This window comes from Nocardia arizonensis (assembly GCF_001310275.1).
Taxonomy (GTDB): Bacteria; Actinomycetota; Actinomycetes; order Mycobacteriales; family Mycobacteriaceae; genus Nocardia; species Nocardia arizonensis.
This window is the reverse complement of the sequence record NZ_LGYZ01000129.1, coordinates 1-24,811: the sequence shown is the minus strand read 5'-3', so window position 1 is coordinate 24,811 and position 24,811 is coordinate 1. Positions and strand designations below refer to the sequence as shown.

At 69.4% G+C, this 24,811-nt stretch carries 24 protein-coding genes; 19 read left to right on the top strand and 5 right to left on the bottom strand.

All coding sequences use genetic code 11. From position 1 onward, the window contains the following. The first annotated feature begins 72 nt into the window (after positions 1-72). A complete protein-coding gene (locus APZ21_RS28970; protein ID WP_054816456.1) occupies positions 73-1,131 on the top strand; it encodes an AraC family transcriptional regulator in 1,059 nt (352 codons plus the stop codon). Between the two features lie 2 nt (positions 1,132-1,133). Here the strand turns inward: APZ21_RS28970 and APZ21_RS28965 are convergent, their stop codons facing one another. The 4 genes from APZ21_RS28965 to APZ21_RS28950 all read right to left on the bottom strand — a co-directional run bounded on the left by APZ21_RS28965 (position 1,134) and on the right by APZ21_RS28950 (position 4,156). After that, positions 1,134-1,913, bottom strand: coding sequence for a metallophosphoesterase (locus APZ21_RS28965; protein WP_054816455.1), 780 nt, complete (start codon positions 1,911-1,913; stop codon positions 1,134-1,136). A 105-nt stretch (positions 1,914-2,018) separates the two neighbouring features. Then, complete coding sequence (locus tag APZ21_RS28960) at positions 2,019-2,837, bottom strand: pseudouridine synthase family protein (protein WP_054816454.1); 819 nt, start codon at positions 2,835-2,837, stop codon at positions 2,019-2,021. 3 nt (positions 2,838-2,840) lie between these two features. Continuing rightward, a complete protein-coding gene (locus APZ21_RS28955; protein WP_054816662.1) occupies positions 2,841-3,854 on the bottom strand; it encodes an adenylate/guanylate cyclase domain-containing protein in 1,014 nt (337 codons plus the stop codon). A gap of 104 nt (positions 3,855-3,958) precedes the next feature. Continuing rightward, positions 3,959-4,156 carry a hypothetical protein gene (locus APZ21_RS28950; protein ID WP_054816453.1) on the bottom strand — a complete coding sequence of 66 codons (198 nt, stop codon included), beginning with the start codon at positions 4,154-4,156 and terminating at the stop codon, positions 3,959-3,961. 313 nt (positions 4,157-4,469) lie between these two features. Between APZ21_RS28950 and APZ21_RS28945 the strand changes: the two genes are divergently transcribed. From APZ21_RS28945 to APZ21_RS28865, 18 genes are all read left to right on the top strand, one after another. Beyond that, a complete protein-coding gene (locus APZ21_RS28945; RefSeq protein ID WP_082393542.1) occupies positions 4,470-5,036 on the top strand; it encodes an RNA polymerase sigma factor in 567 nt (188 codons plus the stop codon). Further along, a complete protein-coding gene (locus tag APZ21_RS28940; protein WP_054816452.1) occupies positions 5,027-5,629 on the top strand; it encodes an anti-sigma factor family protein in 603 nt (200 codons plus the stop codon). Before APZ21_RS28945 ends, APZ21_RS28940 begins: the two co-directional genes overlap by 10 nt. Then, complete coding sequence (locus APZ21_RS28935) at positions 5,619-5,996, top strand: Asp23/Gls24 family envelope stress response protein (RefSeq protein ID WP_054816451.1); 378 nt, start codon at positions 5,619-5,621, stop codon at positions 5,994-5,996. Before APZ21_RS28940 ends, APZ21_RS28935 begins: the two co-directional genes overlap by 11 nt. Continuing rightward, positions 5,993-6,358: a hypothetical protein gene (locus APZ21_RS28930; RefSeq protein WP_239476883.1), complete on the top strand. Its 366-nt coding sequence runs from the start codon at positions 5,993-5,995 to the stop codon at positions 6,356-6,358. Before APZ21_RS28935 ends, APZ21_RS28930 begins: the two co-directional genes overlap by 4 nt. Positions 6,359-6,440: 82 nt before the next feature. Then, positions 6,441-6,929, top strand: a complete 489-nt coding sequence (locus tag APZ21_RS28925; protein WP_054816450.1) for an Asp23/Gls24 family envelope stress response protein — start codon at positions 6,441-6,443, stop codon at positions 6,927-6,929. After that, entirely contained in the window at positions 6,930-7,118 is a 189-nt protein-coding gene (locus APZ21_RS28920; protein ID WP_054816449.1) for a hypothetical protein, read from the top strand. Continuing rightward, positions 7,115-7,435, top strand: a complete 321-nt coding sequence (locus APZ21_RS28915; RefSeq protein ID WP_054816448.1) for a hypothetical protein — start codon at positions 7,115-7,117, stop codon at positions 7,433-7,435. The genes APZ21_RS28920 and APZ21_RS28915 overlap by 4 nt, the downstream gene beginning before the upstream one ends. After that, positions 7,432-7,971, top strand: a complete 540-nt coding sequence (locus tag APZ21_RS28910) for a DUF6286 domain-containing protein (RefSeq protein WP_239476881.1) — start codon at positions 7,432-7,434, stop codon at positions 7,969-7,971. Before APZ21_RS28915 ends, APZ21_RS28910 begins: the two co-directional genes overlap by 4 nt. Then, positions 7,968-8,543 (top strand): hypothetical protein, encoded by a 576-nt coding sequence (locus APZ21_RS28905; RefSeq protein ID WP_054816447.1) that lies wholly within the window; start codon positions 7,968-7,970, stop codon positions 8,541-8,543. The genes APZ21_RS28910 and APZ21_RS28905 overlap by 4 nt, the downstream gene beginning before the upstream one ends. A gap of 188 nt (positions 8,544-8,731) precedes the next feature. Next, positions 8,732-8,908, top strand: coding sequence for an alpha/beta fold hydrolase (locus APZ21_RS34475; RefSeq protein ID WP_156371387.1), 177 nt, complete (start codon positions 8,732-8,734; stop codon positions 8,906-8,908). A gap of 273 nt (positions 8,909-9,181) precedes the next feature. Further along, positions 9,182-9,907: a ParA family protein gene (locus APZ21_RS28900; RefSeq protein WP_054816446.1), complete on the top strand. Its 726-nt coding sequence runs from the start codon at positions 9,182-9,184 to the stop codon at positions 9,905-9,907. Beyond that, positions 9,907-10,695 (top strand): hypothetical protein, encoded by a 789-nt coding sequence (locus APZ21_RS28895; protein WP_054816445.1) that lies wholly within the window; start codon positions 9,907-9,909, stop codon positions 10,693-10,695. The genes APZ21_RS28900 and APZ21_RS28895 overlap by 1 nt, the downstream gene beginning before the upstream one ends. A 281-nt stretch (positions 10,696-10,976) precedes the next feature. Next, entirely contained in the window at positions 10,977-12,782 is a 1,806-nt protein-coding gene (locus APZ21_RS36515) for an NlpC/P60 family protein (RefSeq protein WP_371852311.1), read from the top strand. A 404-nt stretch (positions 12,783-13,186) separates the two neighbouring features. Beyond that, positions 13,187-15,247 carry a hypothetical protein gene (locus APZ21_RS28885; protein WP_054816658.1) on the top strand — a complete coding sequence of 687 codons (2,061 nt, stop codon included), beginning with the start codon at positions 13,187-13,189 and terminating at the stop codon, positions 15,245-15,247. Positions 15,248-15,304: 57 nt separating this feature from the next. Beyond that, the gene (locus APZ21_RS28880; protein WP_054816657.1) at positions 15,305-16,861 is read left to right on the top strand and encodes a DUF2397 domain-containing protein; all 1,557 of its coding nucleotides are present in this window, start codon (positions 15,305-15,307) and stop codon (positions 16,859-16,861) included. Continuing rightward, positions 16,854-17,999 carry a DUF2398 family protein gene (locus APZ21_RS28875; RefSeq protein WP_054816443.1) on the top strand — a complete coding sequence of 382 codons (1,146 nt, stop codon included), beginning with the start codon at positions 16,854-16,856 and terminating at the stop codon, positions 17,997-17,999. The genes APZ21_RS28880 and APZ21_RS28875 overlap by 8 nt, the downstream gene beginning before the upstream one ends. Continuing rightward, complete coding sequence (locus APZ21_RS28870; protein ID WP_054816442.1) at positions 17,996-22,204, top strand: TIGR02680 family protein; 4,209 nt, start codon at positions 17,996-17,998, stop codon at positions 22,202-22,204. The genes APZ21_RS28875 and APZ21_RS28870 overlap by 4 nt, the downstream gene beginning before the upstream one ends. Next, positions 22,197-23,393 carry a DUF2399 domain-containing protein gene (locus tag APZ21_RS28865; RefSeq protein WP_054816441.1) on the top strand — a complete coding sequence of 399 codons (1,197 nt, stop codon included), beginning with the start codon at positions 22,197-22,199 and terminating at the stop codon, positions 23,391-23,393. Before APZ21_RS28870 ends, APZ21_RS28865 begins: the two co-directional genes overlap by 8 nt. 104 nt (positions 23,394-23,497) lie before the next feature. On the opposite strand, the gene APZ21_RS28860 is transcribed toward APZ21_RS28865, so the two are convergent. Further along, a partial coding sequence (locus APZ21_RS28860; RefSeq protein ID WP_204249176.1) for a beta strand repeat-containing protein occupies positions 23,498-24,811 on the bottom strand: 1,314 nt, incomplete at its 5' end.

The window sequence follows — 24,811 nt, the reverse complement described above, 5'->3', positions numbered from 1 at the left end:
CCACATGCGTTCCTGAATCCACTGTAGGGGCCGCCGCTCATACTGATCGAGAATTTCGGCCATAATGGCCGGATGAGGCGGGTGGTTGATCCGGGAATCCGCGACTGGAACTTCCCGCGTGGCATCGCGAGCGTGGCGCTCATGGTCGCCCACGCGGGCGAATGCGGCGTCCGACCGGCGCGCATGCTCGCCGGAACCGGACTGGACGAGGCCACCCTGCACGATCCCGACGCCCAGATCGACGCGCACACCGAACTCGCGGTGATTCGCAATCTGGTCGCCGAACTCGGCGACCGTCCCGCCCTCGGGGTGGAGATCGGCCTCAAGTACCGCATCACCACCTTCGGCATCTTCGGTTTCGCCTGCGTCAGCAGTCCGACGCTGAGCGAGGCCATCGCCTTCGCGCTGCGCTTTCTCGACCTCAGTTTCACCTTCTGCCTGCCGGTGGCCGAATGGTCCGACGGGGAATTCGTCGCCTACGTGCACGACGAATCCGTACCCGCCGATGTGCGCCAGTTCCTCATCGAGCGCGACGTGACCGCGATGAACCGGGTGATGAGCGATCTACTCGGTCGGCATCTGCCGCTCACCCGTGCGGAATTCAGCTTCGAGGAGCCTGCATACGCCGATCGCATCGCCGAGGTCACCGTGGTCACGCCGCGTTTCGGCATGCCGCGGAATCTGTTCGCCATCGATCCGGTGATCCTGGAACAGCCGCTGCCGCAGGCCAACGAGCACACCTGGGCCATGTGCCTCAGCCAGTGCCGTGATCTGGTCGATCGCCGCCGCGCCCGCACCGGGATCGCCGCCGAGGTGCGCAAACTCCTGGTGCCCGGCGACGCCGACGGATTCGCCGCGCCCGCCGGAATCGACACCGTCGCACGTGATCTCAATATGAGCACCCGCACCCTGCGCCGTCATCTCGACGCGGCGGGCACGAGCTACCGTGCCCTGCTGGACGAGGTGCGCCGCGCACTGGCCGAGGAAATGCTCACCGCCACACCGCTGTCGGTCAGCGATGTGGCCATCCGTCTCGGCTACGCGGAATCCTCGACCTTCATCTACGCGTTCAAACGCTGGACCGGCGCGACCCCCGCGGCCTACCGGCGTGAACGGGCGGGCCGCCGCTGAGATCAGTTCGGCTGCGCCGTGATCCGCCCGGCCATCGACACCGAGCGGAAATGGGTTGTCAGACGCCGGTTCTCGTCGATGACGTGCAGGGCGACGGCCGGGTCGGGAGCGTAGTCCATCACCCGGTGCGGCAGTTCCAGCTCCCACATCCCGCCGAGCACCGAGGCGGTGCTCGGGGCGATCAGCAGCGGGCGGCCCGCGAAGGTCGTCGCCGCGGCGGAGTGCGCGTGACCGGTGACCACGCCGACGATGCGCTCGTCGGCGGCGACCACCGCGGCCAGGCGCTCGGGATCGGCCAGCGCGATCTCGTCCACGACCGGGCTGAACAGCCGCGCGGGCGGATGGTGCAGCGCCAGCAGGATCGGCGCGTCGGCGGGCGACTCGGCGAGTACCTCGCGCAGCCACTCGTAGGTGGTCTCGCACAGGCGCCCGCCCGCCTCGCCGGGCACGCTGGAATCCAGCAGGACGACGGTCGCGTCGCCGACCCGGTGCACCCGGTTGATCGGTTCGTCGGAGGCGGGCTCGTCGAGCAGGACGGTGCGGAAGTTGGCGCGATCGTCGTGATTGCCCGGAATGGCGACGACGGGCAGGTCGGTGGCGAACGCGGCGCGCGCGTCGGCGTACTGCTCGGCCTTGCCGGATTCGGTGATGTCGCCGGTGACCAGGATGGCGTCCGGGCGGCGGCGCAGTCCGGTGAGGAATTCCAGCACGCGCTCGACTCGTTCGGTGTTGCGGGTGCCGAGATCGAAGTGTGTGTCGCTGACCTGAGCCACCAGGATCATCGGCGTTCGCTTTCTCTGGGGGATCGCTCCATTGCGTCAGAGTGTGCGCGTGTCCGGCTCAGCGCACCCACACAGGGTAGTTGACCTGGGTATTGTCGGTCGTTGTTAGTCTCGCCACGACGGCGCGTGTAGTAGTTGATCAGTGACTCGGTTCACATCGAACGTCTCGTTCGCGCGCTGGAGGATGTCCGGGTCGACCGCGGGCAACGGCTCCCAGAAGTCCGCCCCGGGCCCGGCCTCCAGATCGAGGACGGGCGGGGTGCGCCAGGACGCGGTGAGGCCGAGCCGCCACGAATGCAGATGGGCGCGTGGCCGCGCGCCGGACTTGTCGAAGAGTGGATCGCCGAGGATCGTGTGCCCGATCCAGGCCAGGTGCACCCGGATCTGATGCCGCCGCCCGGAGACCGGTCGCACCACCAGCAGCGCGGACCCGTCGGTGCGCGCGAGGGTCGCGAATCGCGTGAGCGAGGGATAGCGCGTGGTGTCGATCAGCTCCGCGTCGTCGACATACCAACGGCGGCAACCCGATTCGTCGTCGGCGGTGCGAATGGCGGCACGCTGCGCGGCGATGCGCACCCGGTTCTTGCGGCCGACGCTCAATGGCAGATCGATCTCGCCCCGCTCGGGCAGCCCCTCGCCCGACACGATCGCCAGATACGCCTTCTGGGCGGTCTGCTTGTTGAACTGCCTGGTCAATTCGCCATGCGCGGTCAGGTCCGTGGCGAGCAGCACCAGACCGGAGGTCGCCTTGTCGATGCGGTGCACCGGATACAGGGTCCGACCCGCGGCCGCGGCGAGTTCGACGATATCGGTATCGTGCCGCTCACCGGTCACCGCGATGCCGGCGGGCTTGTTCAACGCGAGGATCGCCTCGTCGGCGGTGACGAGGCAGCGCTCCCGCAGCGCGGACCAGTCGGTCTCCACCGGCTACTTCTCCTTCGGGCGCAGCAGATGCGGCCGCAGGCGATTGAAGCCGCGCACGCGGACGCTGCGCAGGTTCCGCAGATCGAATTCGGGGTCGTCGGCCAGCGCCGCCGCCGCGCCGTCGTCGATCAGGATGGTGCCCGGCCGCGCGACACCGGTGAGCCGGGAGGCCATGTTCACCACCGACCCGTACAGATCGCCGAGCCGTTGCAGGACCGGACCGTAGGCCAGGGCCACCCGCAGCTCGGGCGTGCCCGCGACCATCATGGTCGACTCCTGGATGGCCAGTGCGATGCGCGCGCCGTCGGCCGCGGTCTCGGCGGCGAACATGACCTCGTCGCCCACGTTCTTGACCACCCAGCCGCCATTCTCGGTGATGGCCGCCGTCGTGGTTGACTCGAACGCCTCGAGCAGCATGGTCAGCTCGTCGGGATGCAGATGCCTGGTGAGGCGGGTGTAGCCGACCATGTCGGCGAACCCGACGGCGAGTTCGCGGGTGGAATCCTCTGCGGGGCCGCCGTCGAGCGAGCGTGCCAGGGCTGCGGCCAGATGCCGCCGCCACACGTATATCTGCAACGCCGAGACGGCGGAGATGGTGTCCTCGGCCGCCGTCTTGGCGATCAAGGCGATCTCCTCGGGTTCGGACGCCGAACCATCGGCGGTGGCGGCTTCGACGCGCGCGGTGATCTCGGCGAAGATCAGATCGGCCTGCCACTCCGCCAGCCGCGCCATGCTCAGACCGAGGGCCCGCGCGGTGGCGGCCTGCGCGCGCAGGTCCGAGGTGCTGACGACCTTGAAGTTGCGGAAGCTGCGCACGGCCTCCACATCGTGGTCGGTGTACTCCACGGCATCGTCGGGATTGGCCGGAAAACCGAGAGCGGTCCAGAGCTTGCGCGACACCTGCGGCGAAACGCCCGAGTGCTCGGCCACCTCGACGCGGTTGTACAGCCGCTCGCCGTCGATCAGATAGTCCTCGACGACGGACTGTACGAGCTTGGAGATTTCCGGCGACACCATGATTGTCACCTTACGGCCCGCGCCGTACCGCCCGGCGGCGATGCGCCTCGCGCGGGGATACATCACAATGCGAGCCGCGACCGGGCGCGCGGTGGGATGGGGTCCTACTCCACGTTCGGCAGGATCGTCCGTGTCACCCCGAGGCCGGACAGCAGGCTGGCGCCCGCCACCACCGTGAGCCCGGCCGAGCCGGCCAGCACGGCGACGGCGATGGTGAAGGCGAGGCAGGTCGTCGCGGCCAGGACGGCGGACCCCACGTCGACACCGGCGATTCGGGTTGGTCGCTCATCCGTCACTGTCATACCTCGCTGATTACCCACGCGGCGCCGTTACGAAACCGTGACAACGGTTCCCGATGCCGCTACGTATGCTGCGATCCGCTTCGATCGGTCTGCGCGCCAACGGTTTACGTCGGCCAGGGAAAAATGCGGCGCGCGCACCGGTCGGTCCGGGGAAGCCATGGCGTCGTGGTTCCCGGGTCGGTCGCGCACCTGGAGAAGACACCGGCGCGCCCGGTTCGCTCACGCGGCAACCGCTGAGACAACCATCACGCGATAATGGACGTGACGATTCTCCGTTTCCGTTGTCCCACACGTGAGCGGCGGAGGAGGTGTTGTGACCACGATCGAAGCGGTGCCCGACGCCGCACCCGACGACGCGACCCTGGTCAGCAGGGCCCGTGACGGCGACACGCGGGCATACGAGCAACTGGTACTGCGCTACCAGGGGCGAATGTTGCGCCTGTCGACCAAGATGCTCGGGGATCGGGCCGACGCCGAGGACGTCGTGCAGGAGGTCTTCCTGCACGTATGGCGGCGGCTGCCGCAGTTGGAGACCGACGCGGCCTTCGTCGGCTGGCTGTATCGCATGACGACCAATCAGTGCCTCAATGCCATCCGGGCCCGCAGACCGCGCGTCGACGTCGACCTCGACGACACCGCGTCACCGCGTTCGGACGCGCAACCCGAACACGCCGCGCAGGTCAGCGATCAGCTGCGGGCCCTGCACGCGGCCTTGGGCACGCTGACCCCCGAACAGCGGGCCTGCTGGTTACTGCGGGAGGTGGACGGACTGTCCTACGAGGAGATCGCAGACATCGTCGGCGCGAACAGGACGGCCGTGCGCGGCCGCATCGCGCGGGCGCGAGCGCAACTGTCCGAGGTGATGAACCCGTGGCGGTGAACAGTACGACAGAGGGACAGGACTACCGGCTGCCCTGCGGTCGCGAAGTGGAGCAGGTCTGGGACCGGCTCGACGCGGTCGACGCGGGACTCGGCGACGAGCACGAGACCTCCTGCCCGCACTGCGCCGCCGCGCGCGACAGCCTGCGCGCCCTGCGGGCGGCCACCGCGGAACTGATCGACGAACCCGAGCCAACCCCGCCCGATCTGGTCGGACGCATCATGTCCGCGGTGCGCGCGGAGGCCCGGCGCGGTCGCGCGCTCGAGGTGCCGACCCCGCGACCCGGCGCGGTCGAGGTCAGCGAACAGGCCGTGGCGGCCGTGCTGCGCTATGCCGCCGACACGGTGTCCGGGGTCAGGGCGCGGCACTGCGCGGTGCGCCCGGCCTGCCGCGACGACGACGGCGGCCACCGGGTCGATGTCTGCCTGTCGATCGCGATCGACCCGTCCCGCGCCACCGTCGACACGGCGGTGCCGTTGGTGCGCGAGCGGGTCGCCACCGCGATCGACACCCGGATCGGCCTCGTGCTGAACCGGCTCGACGTGGTCGTCGCCGATATCGTCACCGACCGGGAGAACCACCGTGACCGATAGCGCGCCGCCGGAGATCGTGATCGAGGACGCGGTCCTCGCCGCGGTCGCAGCCCGTGCCGCCCTGGCCACTCCCGGGGTGGCCCGACTCGAACCCGGCATGCGCGGACTCGTGTCGAGCCTGGTGCGCAAAGGGAGACAGCGCCGGACCGGCGCCGAGCCCGCTTCCGCCGACGGCGTGCGCGTTCGGCACGACACGGGCGGCGCGCTGTCGGTGCGCGTCGACCTGGTGCTCGCGGCGGGATGCCGGGTCGCGACGGTCGGTTGCGCGGTGCAACGAGAGGTTTCGCGCGTGGTCTGGGAGCAGACCGGAGCCGCCGTCGCCGAGGTGTCGGTGACGGTGACCGATATCGAACCGGAGCCGTCGTGATCACCGCGGGCGGCGCGGCGGTCGGAGCCGTGCTCGCGGCGCTGGAGTCGATCACCGGTCTGCGCCCGGCCGCCTCGGGCGCCGACCCGCCGCGGTGGTGGCCCTCGGACGCCCGCGGGGCAGCGGTCGAACTGTCTCCCGGGCGCGTCGAGGTGCGGGTCGTCGCCACCGCGCTGCCGCTGCCACCGCTGCTGGACGACGCGGCGGTCGCGGTCCGCGCCGCGCTGACGGGCACCGAATGGTCGGCTTCGCCGCTGCGGCTGATCGTCACCGACCTCGACGCCGCCGCCTTCCGCGACACCGGCTCCGCGTCGACCGGAACTGGTTCCACGGCAATGGATTCCGACGAAGGGGGTACCTGATCCACGGCCCGGCCGTGACGATCGCGTCCGGCCGGTGTCCTACCGATAGAGCACGTCCACCGCATCGACGAGGAGGAGCCCCATGAACGCGACCACCACCGACAAGACCGACACCGCCGCGAAGGCAGACGGACCCGCCCGTACCGTCACGCCCGAACAGAGGCCGGTGAGCGCGCTGAGCAGCGAGCTCGGCAGCACCACCATCGCCGATATCGTCGTGCAGAAGGTCGCCGGTCTCGCCACTCGCGAGGTGCGCGGCGTCCACGATCTCGGCGCGGGCGCGGCACGTGCGTTCAGCGCACTGCGCGACCGTATCCCCGGTGCCTCGGCCAGTGTCGGGCAAGGGGTTTCGGTCGAGGTCGGAGAGACCCAGACGGCGGTCGACCTGGAGATCGTGGTCGAATACGGCGTCGCGATCGCGGATGTGGCGCGCGCGGTGCGCCGCAATGTCATCAATGCGATCGAGCAGATGACCGGGCTCGCCGTCGTCGAGGTCAACATCAATGTCAACGACGTGTTCATTCCCGGGACGGACGAGGAAGAGCCGGCCCGCGTGAGCCGGGTGCAGTAGATGAACGCGACAACGATCTGCCTGGTGGTCGGGCTCGCGCTCGGATTCGCCGCGGCCTTCGGCGGATTCGGCGCGTTCACCATCGTGCTGCTGTTCGGGATCGTCGGCCTGCTGGTCGGGCGGTGGCTCGACGGCGAGCTGGACGTGTCCGGGATCGTCCGCGCGGCGCAGCGCCGGAGCCGGCGATGACGGCGGCGATCGAGGAGCTGCCGGGGCGCACGACGGTCTCCGAGCGCGCGGTGCGGCGCATCGCCGCGCGAGCCGCGCGCGAGGTCGCCGGAATCGAGCGCGAGGTCGAGGCGAATGCCGAAATTCGCGGTGACCGAACGTCATTGGATATTCGGGTGCGTATCGGCTATCCACATCCGGTCGCCTCGGTCACCGATGCGTGCCGGGCCCATCTGGTCCGGCGCACCACCGAACTCACCGGTCTCGTGGTGGCAACGGTGGATATCTCCGTCGCCGAGCTGACCGCGGAAAAGGTTGTCGGAGGGAGGATTCGGTGATCCGCCGTTCGCGCCGGGTGATCCCGGCCGTCGTCGTGGCAATCGTGGTGCTCGCACTGTGCGTCGCGGTGTCCGTCTCGCTGATCCAACGCATGGCGGGCGCGCGTCAATACCTGTCCTACGACACCGTCGCCACCCGCCTGCACGACCTGACCTGGGGTGACTACCAGGTACTCATCGCGGGTGTCGCCGTCGCGCTCCTCGGACTGCTCGCCCTGGGGGCCGCCCTGTGGCCGGGACGCGCCGCGGTGCTGCCGCTCTCGGAGTCCGACGAAGTGCGCGCGGGAGTATCCCGCGCGGGCCTGCGCACTTCCCTTCGCACCGCCGCCGCACAGGTCGAAGGACTCGAATCGGTGCGAGTCGAACTGCACCGCAAGACGGTGACGGTGCGCGGACAGGCATGGCAGAGCAATACCGACGGTATCGCCGAGGAGGTCTGCGCCGCCGTAACCCGCCGCGTCCAGGAACTCGGCCCGCCCGTGCGGCGGGTGCGCGCCCGGCTGCGCGGTCCGAGAACGAAGCGCGAGTCGTCGTGACAGAGAGCAATCGCCCGGCCGCGCTGAACCGCAGCCTGCTCGGCCTCACCGGCGTACTGCTGATCGCCGCGGGTCTCGCCCTGATCGCCGCCCACTACGGGCGGCTGCGCTGGGTGGACTCCGACACCACCTTGGTTCCCGGCACCGCCGCCCCGCCGACCGGGGTGTTCGTCGCGGTCGTCGCGGGCGCGGTCGTGCTCGCGCTGCTGTGCCTGCGCTGGCTGCTGGCCCAGCTGTTCCGCATGCCGAAGCCGGTCACCTGGCGCACCCGGTCGGAGCGGTCGGCCGGGGTGACCGTCCTGGATTCGTCGACCGCCGCCGCACCCGTCGCGGCCGATATCGAGACCTACGAGGGCGTGCGCTCGGCGGGCGCCTGGATCGGCGGCATCCGCACCGCCCCCGAGTTGTACCTGGTCGTCACCGCCGAACCGGACGCCGATGTCGCCGAGTTGCGCCGCCGGATCCTGGACCACGCCGTGGCCCGGTTGCGCCGGGCGCTGGAGGTCGAGGTCATTCCGGTCACCCTGGAATTGCGTTTCGAGGAGGAGCGCCGCCCGGCCCGGGTGCGGTGACGACGCCGGGTCGGCCCGCGCGCGGGTTTCGTCCCCGGATTCCGGATGGACAACGCCTGCGCCGACTCGCGCCTGCCGATCCGCGACCACCGCGCCATGTACCGCGCCGTCATCGCCGAACGCCGCGCCCGCTTGGCCGCCGCCCCCTTGGGGCGAGCAGATCCGCCAGACCGGGCAAGCTCTGTTTGGTGATCCACGGCGACCGTGACCAGCTCTACGACGTCATCCGCACGGCCGCCGGATACCGCGCCGCGGGCGCGCGTGTCGAGATCGTCGCCGGGGCCGGTCATTCGCCGAATGTCGAGCGTCCTGGCCAGGTGGCGCGGATTCTGCGCGAGTTCGCGTCGCTTCCGCCCGCACCGTAGTGAAATGCTGAAATCGACTGCGTGACAATAATGTTCGGCAAAGATCGAACCGTGCGGAACTCGGACTGTGTCCAATTGGACACATCTGCGGCGCCGGCGCCCGGTGCGCGGATCAGGTCCGTGGTCGAGCGCCGCCGGTGTGCCCGGCGATCTCGCGCACGCCCACGCGAGCGCGGCGCGCCGACACGGCCGCGCGTGCGGCCGTCACGAGCGCCGCCCGTGCCAGACTGGCCCGGCACAGTTCACGCTTTCCTCATCCACGGAGGATTGTCCATGTCGAATTCTGTCGCACCACTCGAACTGCCCCGGCCCCTGGTGGTCACACTCGGGAATCTCAAGGGCGGAGTCGGCAAGACCACCTCGGCCTTCTTCCTGGCCTCCTATTTCGCGCAGGTCCACGAACGCCGGGTGCTCGTCATCGACGCCGACCCGCTCAGTCAGACCGGATACTCCTGGCACCGGCGGCTGTCGCAGAGCGGCATCCCGATTCCGTTCGAACTCATCGCCTTCCCGTCGCGTCACGTCGCCGACTGCGTCGCCGACAATGCCGCCGCCTACGACGTCGTCATCATCGACGCGGGCGGTGAGTCCGCGGAGATATTCAAGGCCGCGATCCCGGTCAGCGACGAACTGCTCCTGCTGACCAGCGTCAGTCCCTCCGAGGTCAAGCGCGTGCCGAGCACCTACCGTGCCGCCGAGGAGGCCGCGGCGGGCAGCGGACGCGAGATCCGTGTGCGGGTGCTCATGACCAAGGTGCCGGTGACCATGAAGAAGGGCGTCAACGTATCCACCGAATACCGCACGCAGCGAGCCCATCTCGAGGATGCGGGGTATGACGTGTTCAGCAGCTACCTGAGCGCGTGGAAGTGGTACCGCGAAGCCGCCGACGGGGAAGTCGGTGCGGGCGCCGAGAATCCCATCGAGGATCTGGGGGAGTACCGCCAGGTCGGCGACGAGCTGGTCAGCCCGTATCGCGCCGCCGTGGAGGTGCCCGCCTGATGCCTCCGCAACGCAGAAAGGGCTCGATAGGCGCGGCGAATCCGCTGGCCGACACCGCCGAACACACACCGGCGGTATCGCCGCTGCGCGATGCGCGCTGGCGCGCCGAAACGGTCGAACAGCCCGATGTGCTGACCATGCCGCTGCCCGAGGCCGCGGGCGACGGCCCGCTCAGCGCGCGTGAACGCGATCAGCTCGCCGCCTGCGAAACCTCCATCGACGGCTTGCGGATCGCGTTCTGGTCGGCGGGTCGCGCCTTGCAGATCGTGCGCGACGGGCGGCTCTACCGCAGCGCGCACGCCAGCTTCGACGACTACGTCGAACAGCGCTGGGATATGCAGCGCTCTTACGCGCACAAACTGATTCGCGCGTGGCCGCTGGCCGCCCGGCTGCACCCGGTGGCGCCCGGCATCAACGAGGGTCAGGTGCGCGAACTGCTGCCCGTGGCCGCCGAACACGGTGAGGACGCCGCGGTGGCCGTCTACACGACCCTTGCCGCCGCGCCCGATGTCAAGGTCACCGCGGTCAAACTGCGCGAGGCCGTCGCCGTGCTGCCCGAACGTTGCGGCGAGGCCGAGGTGCGGCAGCGGTTGCAGGCGTGGTTGCGCGGCGAGGTCGACGCCGATGCCGAACCGACCGCCGACCTGTTCAGCACCGTGGAGTCCAGACTCGCCGCGCTGAGTCGGCGGGTGGTGAAGGGTTCCGGCGAAGATCCCGTGGCGGCCCGCGAATTCGCCGCCCGCCTGCGCACTCTCGCCCAGCAGATCGAAGAGCAGATCACCGTCTGACCGGCGATTACGGCGATCACCTGCCCCGCGGTGCGATGCAATTCGCCCGCGGGGCAATTTATTGCCAATAAACGAATAAATTCGCCAGTTAATTCTTTATTTGTTCGTTATCGAAATAACGTGTGTTCGACTTTGCTTAGACGGCTATCTGCCGAATGATTGGCTCTCGGATCCGCTGGACAGAACAGATCACCGTGATGTTTTTCGAATCAATTCGAAGGCCGTGGTGAACACCGAGCGTCCGCCATCGGCCGTCGATGTGACCATCGGAGGACCGAACAATGGCAGCACCCGAAGACGTCCGATCTACCCGCAGGCTGCGCCGTGTGATCGTCCTGACGGTCGGCGCCGCAGCCGCCGCTCTCGGAGCCCTGCTACTGACGGCGGGCAATGCCTCCGCCGCGCCGGTCACCGTTCCCGGCATCGGAACAATAGACATTGCGGACAATATCCCTGTCCCCGCATTCCAAGCGCCGAAGTTCGAATTCGCGCCAGGGACGATGCAAATTCAGCATCCCGATATTCGTATCTCGGGCCCGATAGTCGCCGAAATGCGGTACGGCGCGCAGCCCGGTATCGTGCGTCACATTCCGCTCTTCACCGTCGACAACGGGTTCGGCGCCGATCTCGCGGACGCCACCGTCTCGGACATCGGAGAGCCGTCGCGACCGCCGGTCATGTCCGGGGCTGGGGAAGAGCCGGTGGACGCACCGCTGATCGCCGACGCGCCCGCGATCTCCGGCATCACCGTGGCCGAGCAACGGCCGTCGACCCCCAACGACCCGACGATCGAACTCGGCGCCCTGCCGGACTTCCCGGATATGTTCGGCGACAACGATTTCGACGCCTTCCTTTCCGGATTCCAGCGCGGCGGGAGCGATTTCGGAACCGGCCCGCGCGGGCCCGAGATGGAACTCGGCCTGCTGTCCGAACTGTCCAGGATCCTGCCCCTCGGCGACGGTCTCGACGCCCTTCCCGGCTTCACATCGCCCGGCGCGGATCTTTCACAGCTGCCCGGCACCCCGAAGTCCGCGCAGCCCGGCACCCCGAAGTTCGGGCAGCCGGGTACGCCGGAGTTCGGGCAGCCGGGTACGCCGGAGTTCGGGCAGCCGGGTACGCCGGAGTTCGGGCAGCCGGGTACCCCGAAATCCGCGCAGCCGGGTACGCCGGAGTCGGGTACCCCGAAATCCGCGCAACCCGGCATTGCCCCGAATACGGGTCGATCCGGCATCACCGAGCCCGACCAGGGTCACTCGACCGGCGCCGCTCCGAACAACGGAACCGATCCGCAGCAGAGCGGGACGTCGACGAACTCCCGGAATGGCCGCACCCCCGCCGGCACGCAATATTCGACACCCGCCGTCCATACCGTCACCCTTGGCGCGCTTCCGGCCATCGGATTCCCGGGTGTGGTCGTCGACGCGAATATGATTCCGCCGGCAATCGTGCCGCCCGGCGGTGTCACCGGAAGGTCGCCCACCCCCGACAGATCCCTCGGAATCTGGAACCTGACCCCCCTCGGCGGCGCCGAAGTCGAGAACGGCCTGCCCACGGTCGCTTTCACCGATCCGGCGGTAACCGCCCCCGCCGCGGCGAGGGACACCGCCTCGAGCGATACCGGTTCGAGTTCGGCGTCCTCGTCCCTGCTCTTCTCCGTACCGTCCGAATTCTTCGGCTTCACCGCCCCTTTCACGACCTTCCTGTTCTCGCCCGGCTCCTCCCAGTCGGAATCCGTGGCCCCCAAGACCTCCGGCGAACTCGCCGTGGAGGCGGCCCGAGCCAAGATCGGCTCCAACTACGGCACCGGCGCCACCGGCCCCGACACCTTCGATTGCTCCGGCCTCGTCCAGTGGTCCTACCACCAAGCCGGCATAGACACCCCTCGCACCAGCTACGACCAATTGGCCGCGGGCACCCCCGTCTCCCGGGACGAGCTCGAGCCCGGCGACGTCATCTCCTACTACGGCGGCGGCCACTCGGCCATCTACGCGGGCGACGGCAAAGTAATCCACGCCTCCGATTACGGCACGGGGGTCATAGAATCCGACATGGATTCCATGCCGTACACCGCCGCCCGTCGTTTCTGATTTCCTTTCTTCCCAACCGATCACGAACGGCATCGAATACAAGCCACATCTACAGCGGTCGGCGCGCCGGCGCCGGCCGCTGTTCCGTGCGAACACCGTTCGTGCCGGCTCGCCGTGGGACCGCCGTTCGTGACGTGGCCGTCTCGGCGGGCGACTGCCGTCGGGCGTTTGCACCGGTTCCGGGACGCGGAACCTGATCGCGGGTGCTCGGAACGGGTCGCTAGGCTCGACGACCGAAGCCCGTGAGCTCGGTGCGGCGGCAGATCGGAAACCTCTCGGATTACGGCCGTCGCCCGAAGAACCGACCTCATGCTCGTGCGGGAGTGATCCCGCACGGCTCACATCGGCCGCGCTCGGACTATAACCTGTACGCGACCCAGAGCAGCAAGGACGACGGAACAGCGATGCGCACCTACTTCGAGCCCGAAGACACCGAGGCATTCGAAGCGGCCAAAGAACTGTTGACCCGGCGCTGCACGGCCTGGGCCGCCGAGCGAGGTCATTCGGTCGATCCTTTCGTGCTCGCCGCGGCGATGGATTTCCGGCACCACAGCATCGACGGGCGTTTGGGTTACTGGACCGCCGCGCTGGCCGAGGAATTCCTGTTGTCGCACGCACCGCGGCGGCTGTCGATCAGCGCGCAGGACGCGCTCGGAGTACCGGATTCCCTGCGTCTGCTCGTCGCCTACCTGCACTCGACGGGGCTGGCCGATCCCACCGGCGACACATCGGTCGAGGTCGACGCGGCCATCACCGAGTCCGCCGCCGAGTTCGCCGTGGCGATGGCCGACGAGCGCAACTTCGGTATCGCCAAATTCTGGATGATGACCGCGATCCGTCACGGTGTCGATCCCGCCGACGGTTCCGCCATGAACAGGTTCTTCGAGGACGTCGGCGTCGGCCGGGTCGACTACGACCACGAAGTTCTCGCCCATATCGCCTCGCGGCACGCCCTCGAGGGCGGTGGCGGACACGAACGCGCGATCGTGCAACTGCCGGTTTCGCTGCCGGAGGAAGCCGAACTCGCCGCGGTCGCCGAGCAGACGCCGGTCGTCGCCCGGCTGCGGGCATTGGTCGGCTGGGTCGGTGACGGCCGAGCGTTGACCACGACCGGCAACATCAGACTCGCCGATGCCCGCGAACTGGTGGAACTGCTGGACACCGGAGACACCATCGACCCGCGGATCGGCGAGCGCGTGTTTCGCACCAAGAGCAGTGCCGACCTGGGCGGCCTCACCCGCGCGATCGATCTGGCCAAGAAGATCCGGCTCGTCCGGGTGGTCAAGAACAGGCTGGTGTGCGTGGCGAAGGCCGCGCCACTGCTGCGGGATGGCCTTGCGCTGTGGACGGCGGCGTTCGACGCGCAGCCCGCCCTCGGCCTCCTCGCGCGCCCGGCCTCGTGGGCGGCCGAACACACCCGGATGCTCGACATCATCCTCGACGAGGTGCTGCCCGATGTGCTCAACACCGTGTACGGACTGCCCGAGCCGATGCCGGTGGTCCGCTTGGCCGAAAGCGTCTGGTCGGCTTGCGCCGCGGAGTTCTATCTCGACGCCCTCGATCCCGCGACCGCGACGCGATGGCGCGAGGGAGTCGGCTCGGATCTGCGGCGGCTGCTCCGCCAGCTGGCCGAATTCGGTGCGGTCGAGCTGACCGTCGGCCATCCCGATCCGATCTACCGGGCCGACCTGGACTCGAGCTGGGAGCTCGACGCCGACGATCCCGCGATGCCGCCGGACGCTCGGGATCGGTTGCGTGCCGCGCTCGCACCCGGCGCGGGCGCCATGGAGTTGGTCTCGCTGACCCCCTTGGCGACCTACGCGGTGCGCGCCCGCCTGCTCCGCGAAGGCCGTTTCGCGCCGCTGGTCGGTGAGCTGTCCGAGGCCGAACCCGCCCAGCTCCTCGGCATGATCGCCGAGCACTACAGCCCGGAGACGGCCGACGCGGAGATCGCCGGGTGGCTGGCCGCGCACGGCGGCCGAGAGCGCGGACTGCCGCTGCTGCTCGACGGGGTGCGCGGCTGCCCGTTCCGTGCCCGCGCGGCCGTGATGCTCGATGTGCTGGCCCGCACCGCGCCCGACCGATCCGCGTTCTTGCGAGAATTGCGCGCGGACCGGCAGGTCGGCCCGATCGTGTTGCAGATGCTGGTCGCCGACGACGAGATCGACCCGGACGAGCTCGATCCCGAGGACGGACTGCGCGGGATGGCCGAGCAGTTCCTGCACCTGCTGGAAATCCACGGGCCCGACGCCGTCACCGACGCGCTCGCCGACCTGCCGCGAGCACAGGCCCGCGACGTGGTCGCCGCGCTCCAGGACTGCGATCACCCCGACCGCACCGGCATGGCGGAGCTACTCGCCGTGGCCGGAGCCCAGGTGGCCGCACCCGCCCGCACCAATGTGATTCCCATGAAAGGGGTTTCCCGCTCCGGTCGACCCCGTGCCAAGCGCAAAGGGCGCCGGTGAGCACATCCGCGGCTCGACGATTGCGTCGACCGCGGCCCGCCGGACTATTCTGTGCCGGTGGGTGATGGGGATGAGCTGGTCGAATCGACGGGAATCGACCCTTGGGCCGCTCATCTGCCGGGGCAGGAACTGGTGCCCGCCTACTTGGTGTCTCGGTTCGCCGCGCAGTATCGCGCGATCGTCGATGTGCTGGTGGAGGCGCAGGACACCAGTCTGACCGGTATGTCGTTCGATGAGATCGCCGCGCGATTGCGGGCGTGGGTGAGCGAGCGCGCCGGACAGCAGGTGGCCGATCGGCTGCTGCACGAGGACTCCTTCGCGCTCGATGCTCGGTTGATCAGCCTGGTGCGGTGGGGAGTGCTTAATCGGTGGCAGGAGCCCGCGCGCACCGGAGAGGACTTCCTGCGGCGTCGTGACCGCTTCCAGCTGACTCCGACGGCGGCCCGGCTGCACGCGTTCTGGACCGCGGATCTGGCCGCCGACGAGGATGCCGCCGCGGATCTGACGCTGGCTCCGCGCGCGATCCACGACCGCTTGCGCGGGTTCGCCGACGCGTTGCGGGACCAAAACTTTCCCTCCGCGGCGGCGGAGTACCAACAGGTCATCACCTTGCATCACGGTATGGCGGTGGCGGCGCGGTCTTGGCAGCGCAGCCTGGCGCACGCGCTGTCCGGCGGGCCGGACCCGGACAAGCAGGAAGTCCTGTGGCGGACGCTGCAATCCTATGTCGGGATGTGGGGTGAGCAGGTCGACATTCACACCCCGGCTGTCGCGGCGTTGATGGCGCGGGTGCATCCGCAGCTGATCGACTCGGTATGGCGGGCGTGCGTGCGCGGCGCCCTTGCCGACGACGCGCCCGAGAACGTGGTGGACCTACAGGTGCAGCGGTGGACGCGCACCTGGGAATCGTTGCGGAGCTGGTTCGACGGCGCCGACGGGCAGGCCAGACGGCTGCGCAGGCAATTGCGCGACCTGGTGGCGCCGTGGGCCCGCAATATGCACATTCTGCTGGATACCGGCGGCGCGCTGACCCGGCGCGGGGAGTTGCTCGAGCTCGCCGGTGCGATCGAGCGCGCACCTGACGACGAAACGGCCTGGCGCATGTGGGACACGGCCATCGGTCTGTTCCCGGCACGCCATCTGCTGATCGCCGCCGACGGCGCCGACGACCACGCCGTGCCGTGGTCGGATGCGCCCGCGGCGCCGATCACGGCACGCTATCGGGAACACGGCCAGCGGGCCGCGGTCGGCAGACGGGTCAAGGCGATGAATATGTCCGCCGGGCGGGCGGCGGCACGGCGGGCGCGGACCGCGGCATTGGCCCAGCGGCGGGAGGCCGAGGCGGCTTTGCGCGCGCGATCGGGGACCGAACTGGCGGATTGGGCGCCGCTGTCGGAGCCCGAACTGCGGCTGTTGCTCGATCTGTTGGCGACCGCGCGCGGCCGACGTGGACAGCCGCGGCGTGCCGGGGTCACCGAAGACGGCAAATGGCGGGTGACATTGACCGAGCCCGCGGTTGCGGGCACCACCACCCTGGATTGCCCGCACGGCAGGCTCGTGACGCGGAACTGGCTCTTCACGCTCGACCCGGCGGAGGCGGTGCACCGTGGATGACGACCGGGACGCGCTCGGCCTGCGCCGCGCGTTCATCGGACTGCTGGCCAACCCGGTGGTCGACCGCGTCCGGCATCGGGAACTGTTCGGCCTCGTTCGGCATCCCCGGCACCGGCCGGAACTGGTGAACTGGTTCTCCTCCCGCCTCGGCTACCGTCTTGTGGTCACCGACACCGCGGCCAGGCTGTTCCGCCTACCCTTGGGCGACACCGTGATCGCGCCGCGTCGGGTCGACCCGCCGCCGCGTCGGGCGCTGGTGCTCGCGCTGCTGGCCGCCGCGGCCGCGGAGGAAGCCGAGGACATCACCTCCACCCAGGACCTGTCGGATCGGGTCAGGGTGATCTCCACGCGCGACGACTGCCCGGTCACCCCCTATGAGCCCGACCGGTTCACCGAGCGCAAATTGTTCATCACTGCGCTGGAGCTGCTGGTATCGGCCGGCGCGCTGGCGATCGCGGGCAGCGATGGCGTCGACCGCCGCGACGGCTGGGCCAGGCAGGCGGACAAGGTCGGCGGCACCTACGGCGTGCAGCGCGAGATGCTGCTGCGTATGGCCGACCCGGCCGCGCTCAAGGCCGCACTCGACCAGCGCGGCGCGGTGTTCACCGAGGCGGCCGAACGGTTCGCGGTGATGCGGCGGATCATCGAGCTGCCGGTCTGCCTCTACAGTGATCTCACCGAAGCCGAGCGTGCGTATCTGATCCGCCAGCGCACCCGGGTGGTGGCGTGGTGCACCGAGATGACCGGTTGGGTGGTGGAACAGCGTGCCGAGGGTTTGGCGCTCATCGCCGGTGAGGAGTCGGCAACCGATCTGGCCTTCCCGCGATTGCGCGCGGTCGATTTCGTCACTCTGGTCGTGCTCGGCGACCTGTATGGCCGCCGGGACGACGACGGCGTGGTAGCCGAGGCCGACCTGCGCGAGGCCGTCGAGGAGGTCGCGGTGCGGCATCCGAAGTCGATCACCGCCGAGATCGCGGCGCCGACCGCGCGTCGGGAGAGAGTGGTGGAACTGCTGCGGGCGCTCGATCTGCTCCGCCCGGCACTGCGCCCCGGACTGTGGCAGCTGACCCCGGCGGCCGCGCGATACCGGACGCCGGAGATTCTCGCCGAAACCGCGCGTATAGAGGAGTCTCGATGACCGTCGAACTCGCAGGCATCCGCGCCTGGGGGCAGGACTGGCTGCACGCCGCGCAGTCCCGGGAACTGCCGTCGCCGAGCCGCGGACGATGGCAGCCGCTGCGTGTCGGCATCGTGAACCTGTGGGAATACGACGACGCCGAATTCTGGTTCGCCGACGGCAGATTGGTGCTGCGCGGCGGAAACGGCGCGGGCAAGACCAAGGTGCTGGAACTGACCACGCTGCTACTGCTGCGCGGCGAGATCGCGCCGTCGGTGCTCGACCCCTTCGGTTCCCAGCATCGCAGCATGCGATTCAATCTGCTGCCCACCGGTGACGGCGACGACCCACGCGAACCCGCCGATGCCGGACTCGGATACGCGTGGGCCGAATTCGGCCGGATCGCCGAGGACGGGTCCCCGGCCTATTTCACCTGCGGGCTCGGCGCCTCGGCGCGCGCGGGAAGTGGCGCCGCTTCGGTCAACACCTGGCATTTCGTCACCAGGCAGCGGTTGGGCCGGGATTTCACTCTGCTAGAGGCGGGCCGCGCGCTCGAACTCAAGGACCTCAAGCAGATCGACGGTGTGGCGCTGCCGAGCAGTGCCGCGGCCTACCGGGCCAGGCTGGCCGAGGAACTCTACGGGCTCAGTGCCGAGTCGTACGACAATCTCACCGAACTGCTCAAGCAGTTGCGTAAGCCGAAACTGGGCGAGCGGCTCAACCCGGCCAGCCTTGCCATGACCTTGCGTGACGCGCTGCCGCCGCTGGCCTCTCACGAAGTCGATCAACTCGCCGATGGCTGGGAGCATCTCGAACAACTCCGGGCGACGATGCAGCGCACCGAGGAATCGGCGCGGGCGATCGCGGTATTCGTCCGCACGGGGTGGCAGCCGTGGGCCAAGCGGGTGCTGCGGCTGCGGTCCGACGAGATGGCCGCCGCCACCACCAGTCTGGACAAGACGACGAGTGACAAGAAGGCCGCCGAGACCACGCTGTCGGACGCGATGGCGTTGCGTGGCCGATCCGAGACGCGGCTCGCCGAGACCCGCCGCGCGCTCGGGGACGCGCGGACGGCCTTGCGGGAGCTGCTCGAATCCGATTCCTACAAGGACGCGGTATCCGCGACCGGACGAATCGAGGGGCTGCGCCGCGAACTCCGGCGGGTGCGAACCCAACACGACGGCGCCGTCAAACTGGCTGAACGAGAACGCGTTTCCGAGGCGAACGCCGCCACGAAGGTCACGAAGGCCGCCGACAAGGTGCGCGATGCCGCCGAAGCGTTGGGTGCCGCTGAGCAGTCGATGGCGGCCAACGCGGTGCTCGCGGGCCTGACGGAGGCGGTGCGGCGTCACCTGCCGACCCGGGATGTCGACGCGCTGATCGGTGAACATCGGTCCCGGCAGGAACGATTCCGGCACCTGCGGGAACTCGACGAAAAGCGTGCCTCGGCGGCGCAGCGAGTGGAGCGGTCCGGCAGGCTGGTCGAGGCCGCCGAGGACCGGCTCGCCGGGGCGCGGGCGGCTGAGGAGGAGGCACTGTCGGCTGTCCGGCGCGCCGCGCGGACATTGGAGGCGCGGGTGCGCGAATGGTCCGGCGATGCCGAGGTGGCCGGGCCAACGGACGAAATCCTGGCCGATTGGTGCGATCTCATCGCCGAACTGACGGTCATCGAGGACACCGGCGAGGTTTCGTCACCGCCGTCGGTGACGGCGCGGATGCGTGCCCACATCTCGGCCGCGCGCACCGAATGGCAGGAGCGTAAGCAGTCCGGGCTGCTCGAGCGCGCGCCCATCGCGCAGCGCTCCGGTGCGGTCGCCGCGGAGCTGGCCGAGGTGAGGGCGCAAACCGATGCCGCGCCGCCGGTTCCGACGACATGGCGACGGCGGACGCGGCCTGATATCTCCGAGGGGCAGGGCGCGCCGCTGTGGCGTCTGGTCAATCCGGTTCCGGGCGTGGACGATTCGGAGCTCGAGGTACTGGAGGCGGCGCTGGCCGGGTCTGGTTTGCTCGACGCCTGGGTCGCGCCGGATGGCGCCATCGACGTCGAGTTCGCCGATCTGGGACTGGTCGCGGACGCCGCGACCGCGGAGCGGTCGGGCACGAACCTGCTCGCGGTGCTCGAACCGGTCGAAGCCGGTGGCGTGGGAGTCGAACTCGTTCGGCGGGCGCTCGCCCGATTCGGTTGGCGTGCCGCGGGAGCACCCGAACCGGCCGGTGACTGGCTCGGCGCCGACGGCTGCTGGCGCGTGGGCGGACTCGCCGGTCGCGCGGATCCCGCCGGACCGGCGACCTATGTCGGCGCCGCTGCGCGGGAGGCGGCCAGGGCACGCCGCATCGCCGCACTCGAAGTCGAGCGGGACGAGTTGGCTCAGCGGTTGTCCGCGATCGATTCCGGGATCACGAAGGCCGGTGCGGCGTTGGATCGGCTGGATGCCGAGGAGCGGGCGCTGCCGGAATCCGAGGAGCGCAAGCTCAACGGTGCGGTGGTGCTGTGGGGGGAACGCACCCGCGCGACGATCGCCAGGGACGGCGAACTCGCCGATGCCGAATCCAAGCACGGGACCGAACTGGCTCATCTCGATGTCGCACGCGCCGCCCTGGCCGAATACGCTGCGGTGCACCGGTTCTCCCAGGACCGACTCACCGATCAGGCGGATGCGCTCAACGCCGTGCGTGGCGACATAGACCGCTACGGCATGGTCCTGCGGCAGCTGGACACGGCCGAGGACGCACACGACGACGCGATCTTCACCCTCGAGGAGATCGCGCGGCGGCGGGCCGAAGCCGAGAACGCACGCGACGATGTCGCGGAGGAACAACGCCACCTCGAACTGACACTGCGGACCGCCGAGAAGGCGCTCGGCGCCGATCAGCAGCAGCAGTTGGCGAGCAAGGCGGAACTCGACGCTCGCGTCGAGCGGTTGGAGAGCGAACGCGACGCCTACGACCAGCAGCTCAGCGGAGCGCGCGTGGACGAGGCTCGCGCCGAAGAGGTGCTGGCCAATCACGAACGGGAACGGGCAGACGCCGAGCAGCGCCGCGACCAGGCGATCGCGCGGCTGTGGGAAGCGCTCGATCACGGGCTCGCTCAGCCGCTCGCCGTAGAGGTGCCGGAGCGCCGGAATGTGCAGGCGGCCCGGGATCTGGCGACCGCGGTGCGCCGCGCGGTCGAGCTCAAAGTCGAGCCCGCCGACGTGGATCGGGCGTGGCGGGCATGCGTGAACAAGCTGGAGGAACTGCGCCAGGCGCTGTTGCCCCAGCAGGACGCACGAATCCTCGACGACGATGAGACCCTGCCGCGGGCGGAGATCCATACCGACGGCACCGCCGGATTCCAGCTGCCGCCCGCCGCGGCCGATACCTTGGCCGCACGGGTGGTCGAACAACGCGACAGATTCGACGCCGAGCAGCAACGCGTGCTGGCTACCCTGCTCGGCTCGACCTTCATCGAGCACCTCAAAGACCGTCTCGACTACACCCAGCGCACCTTCAGCCACATCAACAACCAGCTGGCCAAGCGCCCGACCCGGCAGGGCCACACCGTGAAAGTGGTCTGGCACGCGGATCCGGCCGAGCCGGATGCGGCGGCGGTACTCGACGCGCTCGGCCAGGGCTATGCCGAACTGTCGGTCGACCGGCAGGAGATGGTGCGCCAGTATCTCGCTCGCAAGATCGATGAAGCCCGTTCCGAGGCGGCCGCCGAGGGCGCGGTGGACTGGAAGCATCAGCTCGGCCGGGCACTCGACTATCGAGGCTGGCTGAAGATCGGTCTGCACTACCGGCCCGGCAGCACCAGCCGGTGGGTGCCGTTCGACGCGGCCAAGCACGGCGCCAAATCGGGTGGTGAGAAGGTGGTGCTGTTGTCGCAGCCGTTATTCGCCGCGGCGGTGGTCGCCTATGACGCGGCCGCGGCGCACGCACCGCGCTGGGTGTGGCTCGATGAGGCGATGACCGGTGTCGACGCTCAGGTGAAGGCATCGTTCATGGGGCTCACAGTCGATTTCGAGCTCGACATCATGCTCACCGCACACGATGAATGGTGCACCTACGAGACGGTGCCCGCGGTGGCGATCTACGAACTGGCCAGGGAGAAGCACCTGCCCGGTGTCGACGTGCTGCCCTACCTGTGGTGCGGAGGCACGCTGACCGAGGTGGACGTGGACCGGCTCGGCGCAGCGCACGAACCCGTGCTGGTGGACGGCCTGTTCGAGCCCGCCGATGGATGAGCTGCCCGCCGGATTACGGACCTGGGCCGCGTTGCCCGGCCCCGCACTCGTTGTCGAGGCGATATACCGCCGCGTCCATCGCGGCGGCGGGCTGGAACGCGGATCGCTGAAATTGACGCTGACGAGCGAACAGCGGCGTCAAGTCGGGCGATTGCTTGGTGTGGACTGGGAGATCTCCGGGAACGCGGTGACGCTGCGGGCGCTCAATGCCGCTCTCGCGCATCACGGGCTCACCGTCGCCCGATTCGCCGAACTGCTCCACGGCGGTCCCTTACCGGTCGGGTGGGAACTCGCGGCGGCGCGGGAGCGGGCACAGCAGCGGGAACGCCGCCTGGTGCTGGACACCCTCGGCGGGGTCGGGCTGTCCGCGGACATCGTCGAGTCATGGCTGGCCGGTCCGAGGGCGCCGAAGCTGGGTTCCGGCCGGGCCGAGGAGTTGGCGGGCAGTGTCGCCGCGGTGTGGCCGCTCTTGCCATGGACCGGTCCGCCGAAGCGCCTCGGCCGGCTCGCGGCCGAGGCCACCGGCGACGCGCACGCGCTCGATCACAGCACCGAACTGGGGCGCACGGTCGCGCGTCTCGTAGCCATCAGAAGCGGTAGCCCGCCGCCCGCCCGGCCGGGCAGGCGGTGGCGGGCGGCGTGGGCGTCGGCGGGTGTGCGCTGCGACACCGTTTCCTCGCGGGTGCTCACACTGAATGTCGCACTGGATATCACCGCCGGGCACCGGCGCGGGGCTCCCTCGTGGCTGACACTGCGGGATCTGCTGGGACCGTGGTCTTTCGCATCGCCCCCGCCGGAGTTGTTCGTGTGTGAGAATCCGGCGGTGGCGGAGGCCGCCGCCGATGAACTCGGCGAGCAATGCCCGGCTCTGGTGTGCACCGACGGCATGCCCGCGCTGGCCGCACTGGACCTGCTGGCCGGCGCCGCGGAAGCGGGGATAGCCGTCAGAGTGCGTGCGGATATCGACGTCGCGGGCATGGTCATCGTCCGCACTGTCCAGTCAGCGGTCGCCACCGCCGAGCCGTGGCGTTTCGACAGCCGCACCTACTCCCGTCACTTCGGGCTGGAGACACCCGCGGACGCCTGGCCCGCCGATCTGCACGCCCTGCACGGCAAGGATCTACACGAAGAGGCGATCCTGCCATTGCTGCTGGCCGACCTCCGTGCGGCAGCGCAGCAGGTCCGCTAGCGGACGTACTCTCCACACCGGTATACCGACGGCCGTACTCGGCGCTCATGAGAAGCAGCGCCGAGTACGGGAATTCGGATTGGTTCCGGGTCTTTCGACCGCCGTCAGAGGTAGGTGTAGTCGACGCTGTTGCTGGTCCCTCCTGCGGTTGTGACGGTGATCTGGACGGTCCCGGTTCCCGCGGGGGAGACGGCGGTTATCTGGGTGGCGGAGTCGACGGTGAACGAGGCGGCCGGTGTCGCACCGAAGTCGACCGCGGTGGCCCCGGTGAGGTCGGTTCCGGTGAGGACGACGGTTGTTCCGCCCGCGGCTTCGCCCGTGTCGGGTACCGCTGTGGTGAGGGTGGGTGCGGGTATGTAGGTGTAGTCGACGCTGTTGCTGACTCCGCCTCCGGTAATGACGGCGATTTGGACGGTCCCGGTTTCCGCTGGGGAGACGGCGGTTATCTGGGTGTCGGAGTCGACCGTGAACGAGGTGGCCGGTGTGGGGCCGAAATCGACGACGGTGGCTGTGGACAGGCCCGTCCCGGTGAGGACGACGGTGGTTCCACCTGCTTCGGGCCCCACGTTCGGTACCGCCGTGGCGAGCGTGGGAACGGGAACATAGGTGTAGGCCACGCTATTGCTGGCCCCGCCCGCGGTGGTGGCGGTGACCTGGACGGTCCCGGAACCCGCGGGTGTGACCGCGGTGATCTGGGTGGCGGAGTCGACGGTGAACGAAGTGGCCGGTGTCGCACCGAAATCGACCGCGGTGGCCCCGGTGAGGTCGGTGCCGGTGAGGACGACGGTTGTGCCGCCGGCCGCCGATCCCGAATTCGGTACCACCGTGATGAGGGTGGGAACCGCGACGTAGGTGTAGGCCACGCCGTTGCTGGTTCCGCCCGCGGTGGTGACGGTGACTTGCACGGTCCCGGTTCCCGCGGGTGTGACCGCGGTGATCTGGGTTGCGGAGTCGACGGTGAACGAGGTCGCCGGTGTCGCACCGAAATCGACTGCCGTAGCTCCGGTCAGGTCGGTGCCGGTCAAGACGACCGTTGTTCCGCCCGCCACCGGTCCCACGTTCGGTACCACCGTGACGAGGGTGGGGACCGGAATGTAGGTGTAGCCCACGCCGTTGCTGGTCCCGCCGACCGTCGTGACGGTCACCTGCACGGTCCCTGCTCCTGCCGGAGCGACCGCGGTGATCTGGGTCGCGGAGTCGACGGTGAACGAGGTCGCCGGTGTCGCACCGAAATCGACTGCCGTGGCCCCGGTGAGGTCGGTGCCGGTGAGGACGACGGTTGTTCCGCCGGCCACGGGTCCCACGTTCGGTACCACCGTGACGAGGGTGGGGACCGGAATGTAGGTGTAGGCGACACCGTTGCTGGTTCCGCCGACCGTGGTGACGGTGACCTGTACCGTCCCTGCTCCTGCGGGAGC

Bases quoted from the DNA above. Each gene is read 5' to 3' on its own strand.
- APZ21_RS28970 (WP_054816456.1), top strand. From the start codon at position 73: ATGAGGCGGGTGGTTGATCCGGGAATCCGCGACTGGAACTTCCCGCGT.
- APZ21_RS28965 (WP_054816455.1), bottom strand. From the start codon at position 1,913: ATGATCCTGGTGGCTCAGGTCAGCGACACACACTTCGATCTCGGCACC.
- APZ21_RS28955 (WP_054816662.1), bottom strand. From the start codon at position 3,854: ATGGTGTCGCCGGAAATCTCCAAGCTCGTACAGTCCGTCGTCGAGGAC.
- APZ21_RS28950 (WP_054816453.1), bottom strand. From the start codon at position 4,156: ATGACAGTGACGGATGAGCGACCAACCCGAATCGCCGGTGTCGACGTG.
- APZ21_RS28925 (WP_054816450.1), top strand. From the start codon at position 6,441: ATGAACGCGACCACCACCGACAAGACCGACACCGCCGCGAAGGCAGAC.
- APZ21_RS28920 (WP_054816449.1), top strand. From the start codon at position 6,930: ATGAACGCGACAACGATCTGCCTGGTGGTCGGGCTCGCGCTCGGATTC.
- APZ21_RS28915 (WP_054816448.1), top strand. From the start codon at position 7,115: ATGACGGCGGCGATCGAGGAGCTGCCGGGGCGCACGACGGTCTCCGAG.
- APZ21_RS28900 (WP_054816446.1), top strand. From the start codon at position 9,182: ATGTCGAATTCTGTCGCACCACTCGAACTGCCCCGGCCCCTGGTGGTC.
- APZ21_RS28895 (WP_054816445.1), top strand. From the start codon at position 9,907: ATGCCTCCGCAACGCAGAAAGGGCTCGATAGGCGCGGCGAATCCGCTG.
- APZ21_RS36515 (WP_371852311.1), top strand. From the start codon at position 10,977: ATGGCAGCACCCGAAGACGTCCGATCTACCCGCAGGCTGCGCCGTGTG.
- APZ21_RS28885 (WP_054816658.1), top strand. From the start codon at position 13,187: ATGCGCACCTACTTCGAGCCCGAAGACACCGAGGCATTCGAAGCGGCC.
- APZ21_RS28870 (WP_054816442.1), top strand. From the start codon at position 17,996: ATGACCGTCGAACTCGCAGGCATCCGCGCCTGGGGGCAGGACTGGCTG.
- APZ21_RS28865 (WP_054816441.1), top strand. From the start codon at position 22,197: ATGGATGAGCTGCCCGCCGGATTACGGACCTGGGCCGCGTTGCCCGGC.